Source organism: Faecalibacter macacae (assembly GCF_003687725.1).
GTDB lineage: Bacteria > Bacteroidota > Bacteroidia > Flavobacteriales > Weeksellaceae > Empedobacter > Empedobacter macacae.
Genome location: NZ_RDOJ01000001.1, coordinates 151,940 through 165,368 on the forward strand (window position 1 = coordinate 151,940; position 13,429 = coordinate 165,368).

The following is a 13,429-nucleotide window of genomic DNA, read 5'->3' on the forward strand; positions in this document are numbered from 1 at the left end:
ATGGTAATAGGTAACGGATTAATAGCAAATCAATTTTTTGATTATGATAATAATAATGTAATTTTTTTTGCATCAGGTGTTTCAAATTCTTTAGAGTGCGACAAACAAGAATTTTTAAAAGAACAAAATTTAATAGAGAAGACTATAAATAATAATCCTGATAAACTTATTGTTTATTTTAGTACATGTTCTATTTATGATTCATCTAAATATAAAAGTCCCTACGTATTACATAAATTACATATGGAAGAAATTATTAGGGAATCAAAAATAAATTATTTAATTTTTAGAGTAAGTTGTGCAGTAGGAAATGGAGGGAATCCAAATTTACTAATGAATTATCTAATTAATAAATTTAGAAAATCTTTACCGATAGTTATTCATAAAAACGCATCTAGAAATTTAATTGATGTTGAAGATGTGAGAAATATTACATTAAAATATATAGACAATCTGGTATATAACCAAATTGTTAATGTTGCTTATGTAGAAAATTTTCAAATAACAGAAATCATTGACAATATAGAAGAAGTCTTTGACCAGGATGTCACTAAGGAAGTATTAGACCTAGGAGAACATTATTCGATTTATATAAAAGATTTGAATTATAAATTTGAAATTTTAGATAAGAATAAATATTTAAGAAATATGATATTAAAATATTATATGGATAAATAAATGAAGATATCAATTATAGCAACTTTTTATAACTCTGTAGATTTAGGCGATTTTGTAAATAAATCTATGAACTGTTTGCTGAATCAAACTTATAAAAATATTGAATTTATTTGCATAAATGATGGTTCTAAAGATGATACATTATCACAATTAAAAGCTGTATCTAATAAGGATAATAGGGTAAAAGTTTATAACAAAGAAAATCAGGGTTCTGCTCAATATGCAAAATCATTAGGACAGGAAAAAGCTAGTGGAGACTTTATTATGTTCTTTGATCATGACGATATTATATCATTAAATGCAATTGAAGAGGCTGTAAAAGTTTTAAAAAATGATTCAGACCTTGATGCAGTTTCTATGTTAGTAAAAACATACAATTCAAATGGTGATCTAAAATCATTTAAAAATTTAGATATTAATATTTCGTCTGCTGTTCCTTTTGATTATAGAATTATGACTGGGTTAGAAATGTTAGAAAATACTGTAGGGAATTATACGGTGAATTTTAGAGGTTTAATAAGGAATAATATATTCAAATCGATTTCATATAATTTTTCTGAAAAATTGATAAATGCTGATGAAATTGTAGAAAGACTTATATTTTGTAACATTAAAAAAGTATCATCTTGTAAGGGAATTTACAGTCATTACATTTATTACAACTCTTCATTTAAATCATCAAATATTAATAGACTAGATATTATAAAATCAGATGTAATTTTAAGACAAATATTTATTAATTCAGGTGTTTATGAAAATCATAAACTAAAATTCGAATTGTCTGCTTTTAAAAATATTATAAGTAACATCAAGTTATATCATACCTTAAAAAGTAATCTTAATAAAAGTGAGCGAAAAGAGCAACTAAATAAAATAAAAAATGGTTATATTAACTTAAATAGATTTTTTTTATGGAAAAACATGAATTTTATTTATAAATGTTATCATGGATTGTCTTTATCTAGCTTTAACTTTCTAATTTTCTTTTATTCAATAAGAAAATATTTTAGGTGTATCTTGAGATATACCAATTCACACCAATTTTTATGGGTAAATTTTGCTTAATTAGTAATTTTTTTGATTTTAGGTTTAATCTATTATCGGTTAAATCTGAGACTTTAAATGGTATTATTTTTTTCATACGTAAATATATCTCAGAAACATACTCTTTATCGTTTAAATATACCTTTAATACCATAAGAATAATAGTGTTTTTTAAATAGATAACTTTCTCTTTAATAAGTTGTTTTATTATTTTAGATTCATTTTTTTTGTATGATATTTCAAAATATGAAAGTATAGTCAAATAATTTTCAAAATTAATTTTTGTTCTGTTAAATATTACTGATTCTGAATGTAAATAATAATGATATGTAATTTCATCAACTACAGCTAACGAATTTATTTTTTCCATTAAATGTAGCATCCATAGCTCATCTTGTGCATAAAGATTTGGAATAAAAAATAAATTATTTTCTATAATAAAATCTCTCTTAATTAACTTATTCCAAGAAACCGCAGGGATATTATCTTTAACATATTCTACAAAAATTTCATGATTATTATAAATGACTTTTTTTTTAGGTTTTACAGGAAATCCATATGCTTTTTCTGATTGATCAAATGTATTTATCCATTTGTTTTGTCCTACCACAACATCTACTTTTGTTGTAATAGCACAATTAACTAAACTGCTAATACAATCTGGTGTAATTACGTCATCGCTATCTAGAAAAAAAATATATTCTCCTTTAGAGTTCAATATTCCTGTATTTCTAACAGTTGATAATCCATAGTTTTTATCATGATGCAGTAACTTAATCTTTAGATTTGGGTTTCTGACTATGAAATCTTCAATAATAGAAATGCTATTATCCTGAGTAAAATCATTAACTAAAATTATTTCTAAATTATTATATAATTGATTTTTTACTGATAATAAGCATTTATAAATATGTTTTTCACATTTGTAAATGGGTATTGATATGCTTATTAATGGTTGATACATAATGTATTATGTTTTTAATTTACTTGTTAAATTACTTTAAATTAATAAATTTGTAAGAACCAATACGCCTTATTCATGAAATTTTCAATATTAATAGCTCATTACAACAATGATTTATTTTTTAAAGATTGTTACAATTCTATAATTAATCAATCTTATCAAGATTTTGAAGTTATTATTGTTGATGATTATTCTGAAGTTACATCAATTAAGGAGGTGAAAAATTTAATTAAAAATGATATTAGATTTAAATTTTTTCAAAATAGTAGTAATAAAGGTGTTGGGTATACGAAAAATAAATGTATCGAATTTGCATCAGGAGATATTTGTGGATTTGTAGATCCAGATGATGCTTTGAGAAATGATGCAGTTGAGAAAATGGTTGAATTTTTTAAAAAAAAAGATTGTGTAGCAGCATATTCTAAAATGATGTTATGTGATAATCAACTTCAACCAATTAATCCTTTTAATAGAACTAAACAAATTATTAATAGAGATAAATATTTTGTAAATATCAATAATAATATCACTCATTTTTTTTCTTTCAAAAAACATATTTATGATTTAACTGAGAAAATTGATCCTAATTTAAGAAGGGCTGAAGACCAAGATTTATATTTGAAATTATATGAAAAGGGTAGAATTCTTTTTATTGATGATTGTCTCTATAATTACAGGCTACATAAAAATGGTTTGACACAAGGTGAGGACAAGGGTAAGAGTGATTTTTTAAATGTAATTAAAAAAACTTTTAAAAGAAGAAAAATAAATAAATTTCAAAAATTTGAAGATGAAGATTTGTATAATAAACTAATTAAAAAAGAACAATCAATTAATAAGCGGATTATAAGATATTATTTGAATCATTTTATAATTTAATTTAACTAAACTAAACTAAACTAAACTAAACTAAACCTGATGAATTCCTCTAAAAATAAGGTAAATATACTTTTTAAACATCGCTCAATGGAAATGGGTGGGGTGGAAAAAGTGTTATTAAATTTATTAGAAAATCTAGATAAAAATCAATTCGAAATATCATTAGCGTTAAATTTAAATCAAGGTGAATTAAGGAATTTTATACCTTCGGATATTACTACTTATCGGTTAACAAAAGGTAAAGAAGATTTTCCTGAAAATTATATATTAAATAAATTTAACCTCTTTTTAAGAGGTATAAAATTGAAAATATTCAAGTTTTTTCCAATCATTCCTAACAAATTTTTAATTAATAATACTGCAGATATAGAAATTGCTTTAGGATTTACAATGTTTGATGATGTACTTAATTCTTCAAATAAAAATTCTAAAAAAATTGGTTGGTTTCATACAGAAATTTCTTACTTAAAAGATAAAAAATTAGCGATCAAATTATCAAATCAAATTGAACAATTTGATTACGTTTTTTTTGGTTCAATCCAAACATATGAAGATTTTATAAAGGAATTTCCAAATATTATTTTACCACCGAATCAAGTGATTAGAAATCCTATATTTAAAGAAGAAATTTTGAAGAAATCTGAGGAATTTATCCCCGATATTCTATCTAAAGATCTTGTGTTAGTTTCTGTGGGTAGATTAGATTCTCGTAAAGGTCATAATGTTTTAATAGATGTGCATTTAGGTCTCTTGAATAAGGGTATAAAAAATAAAATATATCTAATAGGAGATGGGATTGAAAAAGATAAATTAAATGCTAGAATAAAAGAAAACAAGATAAATGATACTTTTATTCTATTAGGTTCTTTACTTAATCCATATCCATATGTAAAAAATGCAGATATTTTTATATTACCATCTGAATCTGAGGGCTGGCCATTAATTTTAGCTGAAGCATTAATATTAAAAAAACATATTTTAGCTACTGATGTAGGTGGTGTTTCTGAATTAATAACCCATAAAAAAAATGGATATTTAGTTAATTACAATAATGAAGAAATACAGAAAGGAATAGAGGAATTAATAAATGATGAAATCTTATTTCAAAATATTAAGAATGAATTAGAAAATAAATCTGAAACATTTAATAATGAAGAAATTTATAATACAATTGAGGAAGTATTTTTAGATTTATTAAAAAAGAATTAAATAAAAAAACCACAACATTTGTTGTGGTTTTTCTATATAAAAGAATATAATTTCTTATTCCTGTACTAAAAGTCTAAAACCTTCACCGTGGATATTTACAATCTCAACAGCTGGATCTTTCTTTAAATACTTACGTAATTTAGCTATATAAACGTCCATTGAACGTGATGTAAAATAGTTATCATCATGCCAAATACGAGTTAATGCAATCTCACGAGGCATTAAGTCGTTTTTATAAACTGCTAATAAACGTAATAATTCGTTTTCTTTTGGAGATAATTTCTGAGACTTACCATCGTAAATTAATTGTCTTAATTTTGCGTTGAAAGTGAATTTTCCGATTTTGAAATCTTCTTGTTCAAATTTCTCATCTTCTCCAGAATTACGTTGTAATACAGCTTTAATTTTGTATAATAAAACTTCAGAATCAAATGGTTTTAACACATAATCATCTGCACCAATTTTATAACCGTTTAATACGTCTTCACGCATGTTTTTAGCAGTTAAAAATATAATTGGTTGTTCGCTTTTTAATTCTTTGATTTCTTTTCCTAATGTAAATCCGTCCTTTTTAGGCATCATTACATCTAAGATACATAAATCATAATCACTTTCCTTGAATTTTGTTAGACCATCCTCTCCGTCAATCGCGTGAGTTACGTCGAAATCATTTATTACTAAATAATCCTTTAATACACTTCCAAAGCTAGGATCATCTTCTACTAAAAGTAATTTTTGTTTATCACTCATTGATCTATGATTTTAAAGGAATTTTAATGTAAAAAGTACTGCCTTTGTCTGGTTGACTTTCTGCCCAAACTTCACCTCCGTGTAGTTGTACAATTTTCTTAACGTAGGCCAAACCTAATCCATGGCCTTTTACATTATGTATATTTCCTGTTTCTTCTCTATAAAATTGTTCAAATATTTTTTTCAATACAGTTGGCGACATACCAATTCCTTTGTCCTTAACTTCTACAACAAAGTGTTTATCTGTATTATAAGTTTTAACATAAACTTCAGGCTTTCCAGTTGAATATTTACGTGCATTGTCTAACACGTTTATTATGATATTTTCTAAGTGGAAAGGATCACCGTCTACAAAAACTTTATCTGCATTGTATTCTTCAAATATTGTACCATTTCTTTCTTCAACAATAAAACGTATAGGTTCTATACTTTTTTGAACTATACCATTCATGTTTACTTCTTCAATATTCAAGTCCATTTGATTTCTTTCCAGTTTTGCCATTCGTAAAACCATCTCCACGTGAGCGTTCATACGCTTATTTTCCTGTTTGATAAGGTCTGCGTAGTATTTTACTTTTTCTGGTTCAGAAATGATCTTAGAATTCTTTAAAGCATCCGATGCAATATTGATTGTTGCAATAGGGGTTTTGAATTCGTGTGTCATGTTATTGATAAAGTCTGTCTTTATTTCAGATATACGACGTTGCATTTGCATATAATAAATAGCTAAAGCAAAAACTGTCACTATAATCATTGTAAGTATAAATGTTAAAGAAACAATTGGAATAACATCACCTAAAATGACATAATTTTGATCCGGAAAATAAGCTGTCAAGTTGTATTCAGCATGATCATTTCTGTCATAAAATAAAGGAACAGTAAACTTGATGTTTTTTTCTTTGAAATTTTCAGATTTAATATTCGTTAACAAAGAATCTTTTGTTATAACACCAATTCTTGGTGTAGCTTTAATTCCATATTTGTTTAGTTCTTTTTTAAAGATAGAATCTAACATTTTATAAGAAATACGTTTGTCAAGTGGAGTAGTACCAGCATCCCAACGCGCCATATTTTCTATAGTGTAAGTTCCATCCCTCAAAGACTCTTCTAAATTTAGGTTTAAATTTCCTACACCTCTAGAAGCTGAATCTTTGTCAATTTTATAAACTTTTTCTTGTGTATAAATATTTGCTTTCGTTAAGCTGTCGTTATAAGTTCCAGAAATGGGAACCATAGATTTTTCAACAACATATTTTGTTACATAAGCATAAGTAACACCTAAAGAATCTTTAATAATTTGTGACGAAAATGCTTGTGGTTTATCAACACTTGCTTTTAAATCACTATTTATGTTATTTAATTTATAATAATATTTATCAATTTCGTATTTATTAACCTTAGTGGTTGTAGCATTCATTGCTTGATATACGCTGGTATTAAAATTTTCTAATCCTGATCGGAATGTTAAATTAAGCCAGTAAAATTGGATAATCATTAATCCTATCAAAGCAATACTCATGATAGCAATTAAGACTTTGTAAAATCCTTTTCTCATTTAATTGTATTATTATTCAAATTTACTATTTTTTGATGTTGTCAACAATATTTTTCACTTGTTGATATAAGTAATTTAAATCTTGACTATTATCAATAATATAATCTGAATATTCTTTTCTTTCTTCGTCTGTCAATTGATTCGCCATGCGATTAAGAATTTGTTCTCTTGTCAATCCATCCCTTTCAATAGTACGTGTAATCCTAATTTCTTTGTCCGCAACTACAGAAATAATTATATCACAATCCTTATAACTGCCACTTTCTATTAAAATAGCAGCTTCTTTTATAACGTAATCAGTATTTTGCTCTTCAATCCAAGTTTTAAAATCATTAAAAACAGCTGGATGAACAATTGTATTTAATTGCTTAAGCTTTTCTTTGTCGTTAAATGTTTTCGAAGCGATAAAAGGCCTATTCATACCTTCATCATTATAGGCTTCTTCACCAAATACATCTTTAATTTTCTGAATAACTTCAGGATTTTCGTTTTGAAGCTTTCTTGCTCTTAAATCCGAATTGTATAATGGAAATCCCAACTCCTCAAAATATTTTGCGGCTGTTGTTTTACCAGAGCCAATTCCGCCAGTTAGTCCTATAATTTTTGTGGTCGATTTTTTCATAGATTGAAGTTAAAATAAAATGCCGAGGAATTTCCTCGGCATTCTAAATTTTATGAAAGATTTAATTATTTCTTTTCTTCTTCAGTTTTTTCAACTTCTTTTGTTACGTTTTTGCTGTAACGAGCTAAAGTTAATTCTCTTGAAATTGCAGCTTTCTCAAATTTCATTTTTCCAGCTCCAGTTTCAATAATTACGGCATCATCATAGATTTCGTTAATTTTTCCGTGGATCCCAGATGTTGTAACAACTTGAGAACCTCTTTTAATTTCTGCTTGAAAAGATTTTTCTTCTCTTGCTTTTTTCTGTTGTGGACGGATCATGAAAAAGTACATAATCGCGAACATACCACCAAGCATTAAGATGGACATCATTCCACCACTTTCTGCTTGTAAAAATATTGTTTGAATCATTTTATTCTTTTATAAAATTATTGCCCAAATGCTTGTTGAGCATTTTGAGCAGGTTCAGAAGCACCAACAACATTTGCTGAAATGTTAAATTGCTCTGTTCCGTTAGCTGTGTTAGTTACTAAAGTAACTGTTTTTTGTTGTTTTCCGTTCATATTACCAGCAGTATATTCTACCTTGATAGAATCTGTAGCACCAACAGCAATAGGAGTTTTAGGGAATTCAGGTACTGTACAACCACATGTAGCAGAAGCGTCTTGAATAATTAATGGAGATTTTCCATTATTAGTAAATTTAACGTAAGCTTGTACTTTTTCATTAGCTTTAACATCACCAAAATCGTGTGTAGCTTCAGTTAAAGCCATAACAGGAGCAGTTGCAGGATCTACAACATTGCTTGCTTGTTCAGCAATTTCCTGTTCAGAGTATAAATCTGTAGCTTTTTCTTCTTTACAAGCTGTCGTAGACATAACTAATGCAACAGCACCTAATATAAATAATTTTGTTTTCATCTTTTTGATAAATAAGTTTCTCAAATTTAAAAAAAATAAAATTGATTTATAATAAACCTCTACCGTATTTTGGTAAGTTATTGTTCTCTTTTAACTCTTTTAAAGTTTTATCTAAGATTCCGTTAACAAATATCTTCGATTTTTCAGTCGAATAATTTTTTGCTAATTCGATATATTCATTGATAGTAACTTTCGCAGGAATATTAGGGAAGTATAAAAACTCAGTTAAAGCCATTTCTAAAATAATTAAATCGATTGTTGCAATACGATCAATTTCCCAGTTACTTGCTTTATCTTCTACAATTTGACGAGTTTCTTTTTGGTGACGAACTGTTTTACGGAATAATTCTTCAGTAAATTTTTTGTCATCAATATCCTTGTATACTTTAAATAAGCTAATTAAAGGTGATGAAGAGCTACGGAAAGATTTTAATGTCATATGAACCATAGAGTTCGCAATATATAAATCATCAGCCCAGTTTAATTGGATACCTTCAAACCAATCGTGTAGATCCTCGTATTCAGCAATAAACTCTACGAACATGTTTGTGATAAATTCTTGATCTTCTTCAAAAGAATTCACCTCGCTGTTCATATAGTTTTTATATAAATCGCTTTGGATTAATTGGTTAAAAATATTGTTTGGGTAAGTGTCATAGATATCCCAATCATACATTTTGTGATCGTTTGTGTATCGAGATAATTCAATATTTTGGCTTAAAATTTTGAACATCTTATTATTCACAAACTTCATGTTTGGGTTTAAATCTTCTTGAGTTGGAAAGTTCTTGTTTTTAGCAAGTTCAATTTTATTTGAAGCGATTTCTTGTTGAACTTTTACCAAGTTTAGTAAGTAGATGTATAAATCGTAGATTTGATCAATTCCCTTCATCAAATTCTTTTCTACAATTCTCTCGTCACCTTCAGTACCTAAACTGTTGTATGCATAAACACTTTGCATAACTTTTTCGCGGAGTTGTCTTCTTCCCAACATAATTTCAATGATATAACGTCTATTAAGAATGCAAAGGTAAGTAAAAAGATGTAATTTTGTTTTGTGAAATCGCTACAGAAATTAAATAAATTTTTATGGAAGTATAAATGGAGACTATTATTGGGCTTCGTTTTTACAATATCTGCCAACTTTGTGCAGGTGTATTCGGTTACTTTTATTCGTGAGGCAATCAACACGGTAGAAGGATTATTAACAAATTTTGGAGAAAATTCAGAACAAAGTTTAGATTTTCTGAAACAAGGTTTGATGTATGCCAGTTTAGCTTTCTTAGGATTTAAAATTCTTGGAGGTGCATTAACTGTGGGTACACGCCAAATGATAATTGTAACTTCTCGTTTGATTGAGTTTGATTTAAAAAATAAAATCTATCAACACTATCAACATTTGTCTCTCTCGTTTTATAAAAAGAATAAGACAGGAGATTTAATGAATCGTATTACAGAAGATGTTGCTTTGGTTCGTATGTATTTAGGGCCGGGAATAATGTATCCTGTCGATTTATTTTCCCGAGTATTAATTATTGGATACTTTATGTCGCGTGTTGATAAGGATCTTACGTTGTATACGCTTTTACCTTTGCCAATTTTATCTATATTAATTTATAATGTAGCGAACCGAATTAATCAAAGAAGTAAGAAAGTACAACAACAACAATCTACAATTTCGTCATCTGTACAGGATACTTTTGCCGGAATTCGTGTAATTAAATCTTTTAATACAGAAGAATATACAAAAACTAATTACGCAGTAGAGGCAGAAGAATATCAAAAACGAGCATTACATTTATCTCAAATTCAAGCAGCATTTGGTCCTTTAATGGTAATTGTTGTCGGAGTTTCTAATTTGATCATTCTTTATTTAGGTGGATTAAAATATATTAATGGAGATTTAGATATTGGTGCGATTGCTGAATTTTTCCTTTATTTAAATATGTTAATTTGGCCATTTACATCTCTTGGTTGGATTACAACTGTAGTACAGCGTGCCGAAGCTTCAATGACACGTATTAATGAATTTTTAGATCAAAAATCAGAAATTATCGATCATCCAGATAATAAAATGGATATTGAAGGTGATATTGAATTTAGCAATGTCTCTTATGTGTACGATAATACAGGAATAGAAGCGTTAAAAGATGTATCATTTAAAATTAAAAAAGGAGAAACCTTAGCTATTTTAGGTAAAACCGGTTCAGGGAAATCGACCATTGCATTATTAGTTGCTCGATTATTAGAGCCAACCTCTGGAAAGATTTTATTTGATAATATAGATATGCATGATATTAGTGTAGAATCTATCCGAAAACAAATAGGTTACGTGCCACAAGAAGCATTTTTATTTTCAGATTCGTTAGCAAATAATATTCTATTTGGTTCTGATGAAACTGAATTAGATGTAGCTAAGAAGTTTGCAAAAAAAGCTGTAGTGGCTGATAATATAGATCGTTTTAAAGAAAAATATGATACAGTAGTAGGTGAACGTGGAGTTACACTTTCTGGAGGGCAAAAACAACGTGTTTCTATAGCGCGTGCATTAGTAAATGATCCTAATATTTTAATTTTTGATGATAGTTTGTCAGCAGTTGATACTGAAACTGAAGAACAAATTCTGAATAATTTAGCTTCTGATTTTGATGCGAAAACTTCTATTATTATTACGCATCGTGTTTCATCAGCTAAAAATGCAGATCAAATTATTTTCCTTGATGAAGGAAAAATTATTGAATCTGGCTCGCATGAAGAATTGTTAATGAAAAAAGGATTTTATTACGAACTTTTTAATAAACAAATAGCGGATTAGTTTTTTTAGTCAAATGTTAATGAAAATATGTTTTTATTTAACACTTAGCATTTTTATTTGATATTTTTTTTTAGTTTTGTTAGGAAACTGTTAACACATAAACTATTGTTAAGCCATATGAGTGAATTTGATAACCAAGAAAGAATGGAAGCGGACGGAATATTTTCCAAAGTATTGAGAGCCGGAAGACGTACCTATTTTTTCGATGTAAGAGAAACGAGAGCTGGTGATTATTATTTAACTATTACAGAAAGTAAAAAAAATACAAGTGACGATGGATCGTTTTTCTATAAAAAACACAAAATCTATTTATATAAAGAGGATTTTGAAAGTTTTAAAGATATGTTAGATGAAACAACACAATATGTTTTTCAAAATAAAGGAGAAGAAGTAATTTCTGAGCGTCATCAAAAAGATTTTGATACTAAAAAATATAAATCTGAAGAATCAGAAGGTGAAGTGACAAGTATGGAATCTTTCACTGATATTGATTTCGAAGATATCTAATCTTAAAAAAATACATTAATTAAAATACCCCAATTGATTAAAGTCGATTGGGGTATTTTTTTACACAATATAAAAGAAAAAAAGTCATTCGATTTCGAATGACTTTTATGAATGTATTTATTAAGCTACTAATTCTTTTACTTTATCAGCTGCATTTTGTAATGTAATTGCTGAATGGACTTCTAATCCAGACTCATCAATCATTTGCTTAGCTAATTCAGCATTTGTTCCTTGTAAACGAACAATGATTGGAACATTGATTGCGTCTCCCATATTTTTATAAGCATCTAAAATACCTTGAGCAACACGGTCACAACGTACAATACCTCCGAAGATGTTAACTAAGATAGCTTTTACGTTTTCATCTTTTAAAATTATACGGAAAGCTTTTTCAACACGCTCAGCATCAGCAGTACCACCAACATCTAAGAAGTTAGCTGGATTTCCTCCAGATAATTTAATAATGTCCATAGTTGCCATAGCTAAACCTGCACCGTTAACCATACAACCAACGTTACCGTCTAATTTTACGAAGTTTAAACCAGCTTCACCAGCTTCAACTTCTGTAGGGTCTTCCTCTCTAGTATCACGTAAAGCAGCGATATCTGGGTGACGGAATAACGCATTGTCGTCTAAAGTTACTTTAGCATCAACAGCGATGATTTTGTCATCAGAAGTTTTTAATACTGGGTTAATTTCAAACATAGACGCATCGATAGATACGTAAGCGTTGTATAATGAAGTGATAAATTTCACACCTTCTTTAAATGCATTTCCTGATAAACCTAAGTTAAAAGCAATTTTACGTGCTTGGAAACCTTGGATTCCTACAGTTGGATCAATTTCCTCTGTAAAAATTTTATCTGGAGTGTGTTCTGCAACTTCTTCGATATCCATTCCACCTTCAGTAGAATACATAATCATATTTTTTCCAGTTGCACGGTCTAATAATACAGAAACGTAGTACTCCTCAGTTTCAGATTCACCAGGATAATAAACATCCTCAGCGATTAAAACTTGGTGTACTTTTTTACCTTCTGCAGAAGTTTGAGGAGTAACTAAATGCATTCCGATGATATCGTTTGCTCTTTCTTTAACCTCGTCTAAGTTTTTGGCTAATTTAACACCTCCACCTTTTCCACGACCACCTGCATGAATTTGTGCTTTCACAACATGCCATCCTGTTCCGGTTTCTTCTGTTAATTTTTTAGCGGCTTCAACAGCTTCCTCTGGTGTAGTTGCAACAATTCCACGTTGAACTCTCACACCATATTTACTAAGAATTTCTTTTCCTTGATATTCGTGAAGATTCATTTTTTTTGATTTTTCAATTACAAAAATAGAATAATTGTTGAGGTATTCTAAATTTTGATTCATTAATTTTATCAGGTTAACCCAATTTTATTGAATAAATTAAGGTTTTAGAGTAAATAATGCCTTAAAATTGACTAAATATATTTTATGTTTGTGCTGTTATACATATTGTA

General features: G+C 28.0%; 14 protein-coding genes. 6 read left to right on the forward strand and 8 right to left on the reverse strand.

Annotated elements, in window-relative coordinates:
• Entirely contained in the window at positions 1-678 is a 678-nt protein-coding gene (locus EAH69_RS00705) for an NAD-dependent epimerase/dehydratase family protein (RefSeq protein WP_121933285.1), read from the forward strand.
• Complete coding sequence (locus tag EAH69_RS00710) at positions 679-1,743, forward strand: glycosyltransferase family 2 protein (protein WP_121933286.1); 1,065 nt, start codon at positions 679-681, stop codon at positions 1,741-1,743. It begins immediately after the preceding gene.
• On the opposite strand, the gene EAH69_RS00715 is transcribed toward EAH69_RS00710, so the two are convergent.
• Positions 1,685-2,686 carry a glycosyltransferase family 2 protein gene (locus tag EAH69_RS00715; protein ID WP_121933287.1) on the reverse strand — a complete coding sequence of 334 codons (1,002 nt, stop codon included), beginning with the start codon at positions 2,684-2,686 and terminating at the stop codon, positions 1,685-1,687. The genes EAH69_RS00710 and EAH69_RS00715 overlap by 59 nt on opposite strands.
• Positions 2,687-2,761: 75 nt before the next feature.
• Between EAH69_RS00715 and EAH69_RS00720 the strand changes: the two genes are divergently transcribed.
• Both EAH69_RS00720 and EAH69_RS00725 read left to right on the forward strand, forming a co-directional pair.
• The gene (locus EAH69_RS00720; protein WP_121933288.1) at positions 2,762-3,565 is read left to right on the forward strand and encodes a glycosyltransferase family 2 protein; all 804 of its coding nucleotides are present in this window, start codon (positions 2,762-2,764) and stop codon (positions 3,563-3,565) included.
• Between the two features lie 39 nt (positions 3,566-3,604).
• The gene (locus tag EAH69_RS00725) at positions 3,605-4,774 is read left to right on the forward strand and encodes a glycosyltransferase (protein ID WP_121933289.1); all 1,170 of its coding nucleotides are present in this window, start codon (positions 3,605-3,607) and stop codon (positions 4,772-4,774) included.
• A gap of 54 nt (positions 4,775-4,828) precedes the next feature.
• Here the strand turns inward: EAH69_RS00725 and EAH69_RS00730 are convergent, their stop codons facing one another.
• The 6 genes from EAH69_RS00730 to nusB form a co-directional block, all read right to left on the reverse strand.
• Positions 4,829-5,524: a response regulator transcription factor gene (locus EAH69_RS00730; protein ID WP_121933290.1), complete on the reverse strand. Its 696-nt coding sequence runs from the start codon at positions 5,522-5,524 to the stop codon at positions 4,829-4,831.
• 4 nt (positions 5,525-5,528) lie between these two features.
• Positions 5,529-7,079 carry a sensor histidine kinase gene (locus EAH69_RS00735; protein WP_121933291.1) on the reverse strand — a complete coding sequence of 517 codons (1,551 nt, stop codon included), beginning with the start codon at positions 7,077-7,079 and terminating at the stop codon, positions 5,529-5,531.
• A gap of 25 nt (positions 7,080-7,104) precedes the next feature.
• Positions 7,105-7,701 (reverse strand): dephospho-CoA kinase, encoded by a 597-nt coding sequence (coaE, locus tag EAH69_RS00740; RefSeq protein WP_121933292.1) that lies wholly within the window; start codon positions 7,699-7,701, stop codon positions 7,105-7,107.
• A gap of 65 nt (positions 7,702-7,766) precedes the next feature.
• Entirely contained in the window at positions 7,767-8,111 is a 345-nt protein-coding gene (gene yajC / locus EAH69_RS00745) for a preprotein translocase subunit YajC (RefSeq protein ID WP_121933293.1), read from the reverse strand.
• 17 nt (positions 8,112-8,128) lie between these two features.
• Complete coding sequence (locus EAH69_RS00750) at positions 8,129-8,620, reverse strand: DUF1573 domain-containing protein (RefSeq protein ID WP_121933294.1); 492 nt, start codon at positions 8,618-8,620, stop codon at positions 8,129-8,131.
• Between the two features lie 46 nt (positions 8,621-8,666).
• Positions 8,667-9,614 (reverse strand): transcription antitermination factor NusB, encoded by a 948-nt coding sequence (nusB, locus tag EAH69_RS00755; RefSeq protein ID WP_121933295.1) that lies wholly within the window; start codon positions 9,612-9,614, stop codon positions 8,667-8,669.
• 63 nt (positions 9,615-9,677) lie between these two features.
• On the opposite strand from nusB, the gene EAH69_RS00760 reads away from it, so the two are divergent.
• Positions 9,678-11,435 carry an ABC transporter ATP-binding protein gene (locus EAH69_RS00760; RefSeq protein WP_121933296.1) on the forward strand — a complete coding sequence of 586 codons (1,758 nt, stop codon included), beginning with the start codon at positions 9,678-9,680 and terminating at the stop codon, positions 11,433-11,435.
• A gap of 117 nt (positions 11,436-11,552) precedes the next feature.
• Positions 11,553-11,942, forward strand: coding sequence for a PUR family DNA/RNA-binding protein (locus EAH69_RS00765; protein ID WP_121933297.1), 390 nt, complete (start codon positions 11,553-11,555; stop codon positions 11,940-11,942).
• Positions 11,943-12,062: 120 nt separating this feature from the next.
• On the opposite strand, the gene sucC is transcribed toward EAH69_RS00765, so the two are convergent.
• Complete coding sequence (gene sucC, locus EAH69_RS00770; RefSeq protein ID WP_121933395.1) at positions 12,063-13,256, reverse strand: ADP-forming succinate--CoA ligase subunit beta; 1,194 nt, start codon at positions 13,254-13,256, stop codon at positions 12,063-12,065.
• Positions 13,257-13,429: the final 173 nt, after the last annotated feature.

Bases quoted from the DNA above. Each gene is read 5' to 3' on its own strand.
- EAH69_RS00730 (WP_121933290.1), bottom strand. From the start codon at position 5,524: ATGAGTGATAAACAAAAATTACTTTTAGTAGAAGATGATCCTAGCTTT.
- EAH69_RS00705 (WP_121933285.1), top strand. From the start codon at position 1: ATGGTAATAGGTAACGGATTAATAGCAAATCAATTTTTTGATTATGAT.
- EAH69_RS00750 (WP_121933294.1), bottom strand. From the start codon at position 8,620: ATGAAAACAAAATTATTTATATTAGGTGCTGTTGCATTAGTTATGTCT.
- nusB (WP_121933295.1), bottom strand. From the start codon at position 9,614: ATGTTGGGAAGAAGACAACTCCGCGAAAAAGTTATGCAAAGTGTTTAT.
- EAH69_RS00735 (WP_121933291.1), bottom strand. From the start codon at position 7,079: ATGAGAAAAGGATTTTACAAAGTCTTAATTGCTATCATGAGTATTGCT.
- yajC (WP_121933293.1), bottom strand. From the start codon at position 8,111: ATGATTCAAACAATATTTTTACAAGCAGAAAGTGGTGGAATGATGTCC.
- EAH69_RS00720 (WP_121933288.1), top strand. From the start codon at position 2,762: ATGAAATTTTCAATATTAATAGCTCATTACAACAATGATTTATTTTTT.
- EAH69_RS00725 (WP_121933289.1), top strand. From the start codon at position 3,605: ATGAATTCCTCTAAAAATAAGGTAAATATACTTTTTAAACATCGCTCA.
- sucC (WP_121933395.1), bottom strand. From the start codon at position 13,256: ATGAATCTTCACGAATATCAAGGAAAAGAAATTCTTAGTAAATATGGT.
- EAH69_RS00715 (WP_121933287.1), bottom strand. From the start codon at position 2,686: ATGTATCAACCATTAATAAGCATATCAATACCCATTTACAAATGTGAA.
- EAH69_RS00765 (WP_121933297.1), top strand. From the start codon at position 11,553: ATGAGTGAATTTGATAACCAAGAAAGAATGGAAGCGGACGGAATATTT.
- EAH69_RS00710 (WP_121933286.1), top strand. From the start codon at position 679: ATGAAGATATCAATTATAGCAACTTTTTATAACTCTGTAGATTTAGGC.
- coaE (WP_121933292.1), bottom strand. From the start codon at position 7,701: ATGAAAAAATCGACCACAAAAATTATAGGACTAACTGGCGGAATTGGC.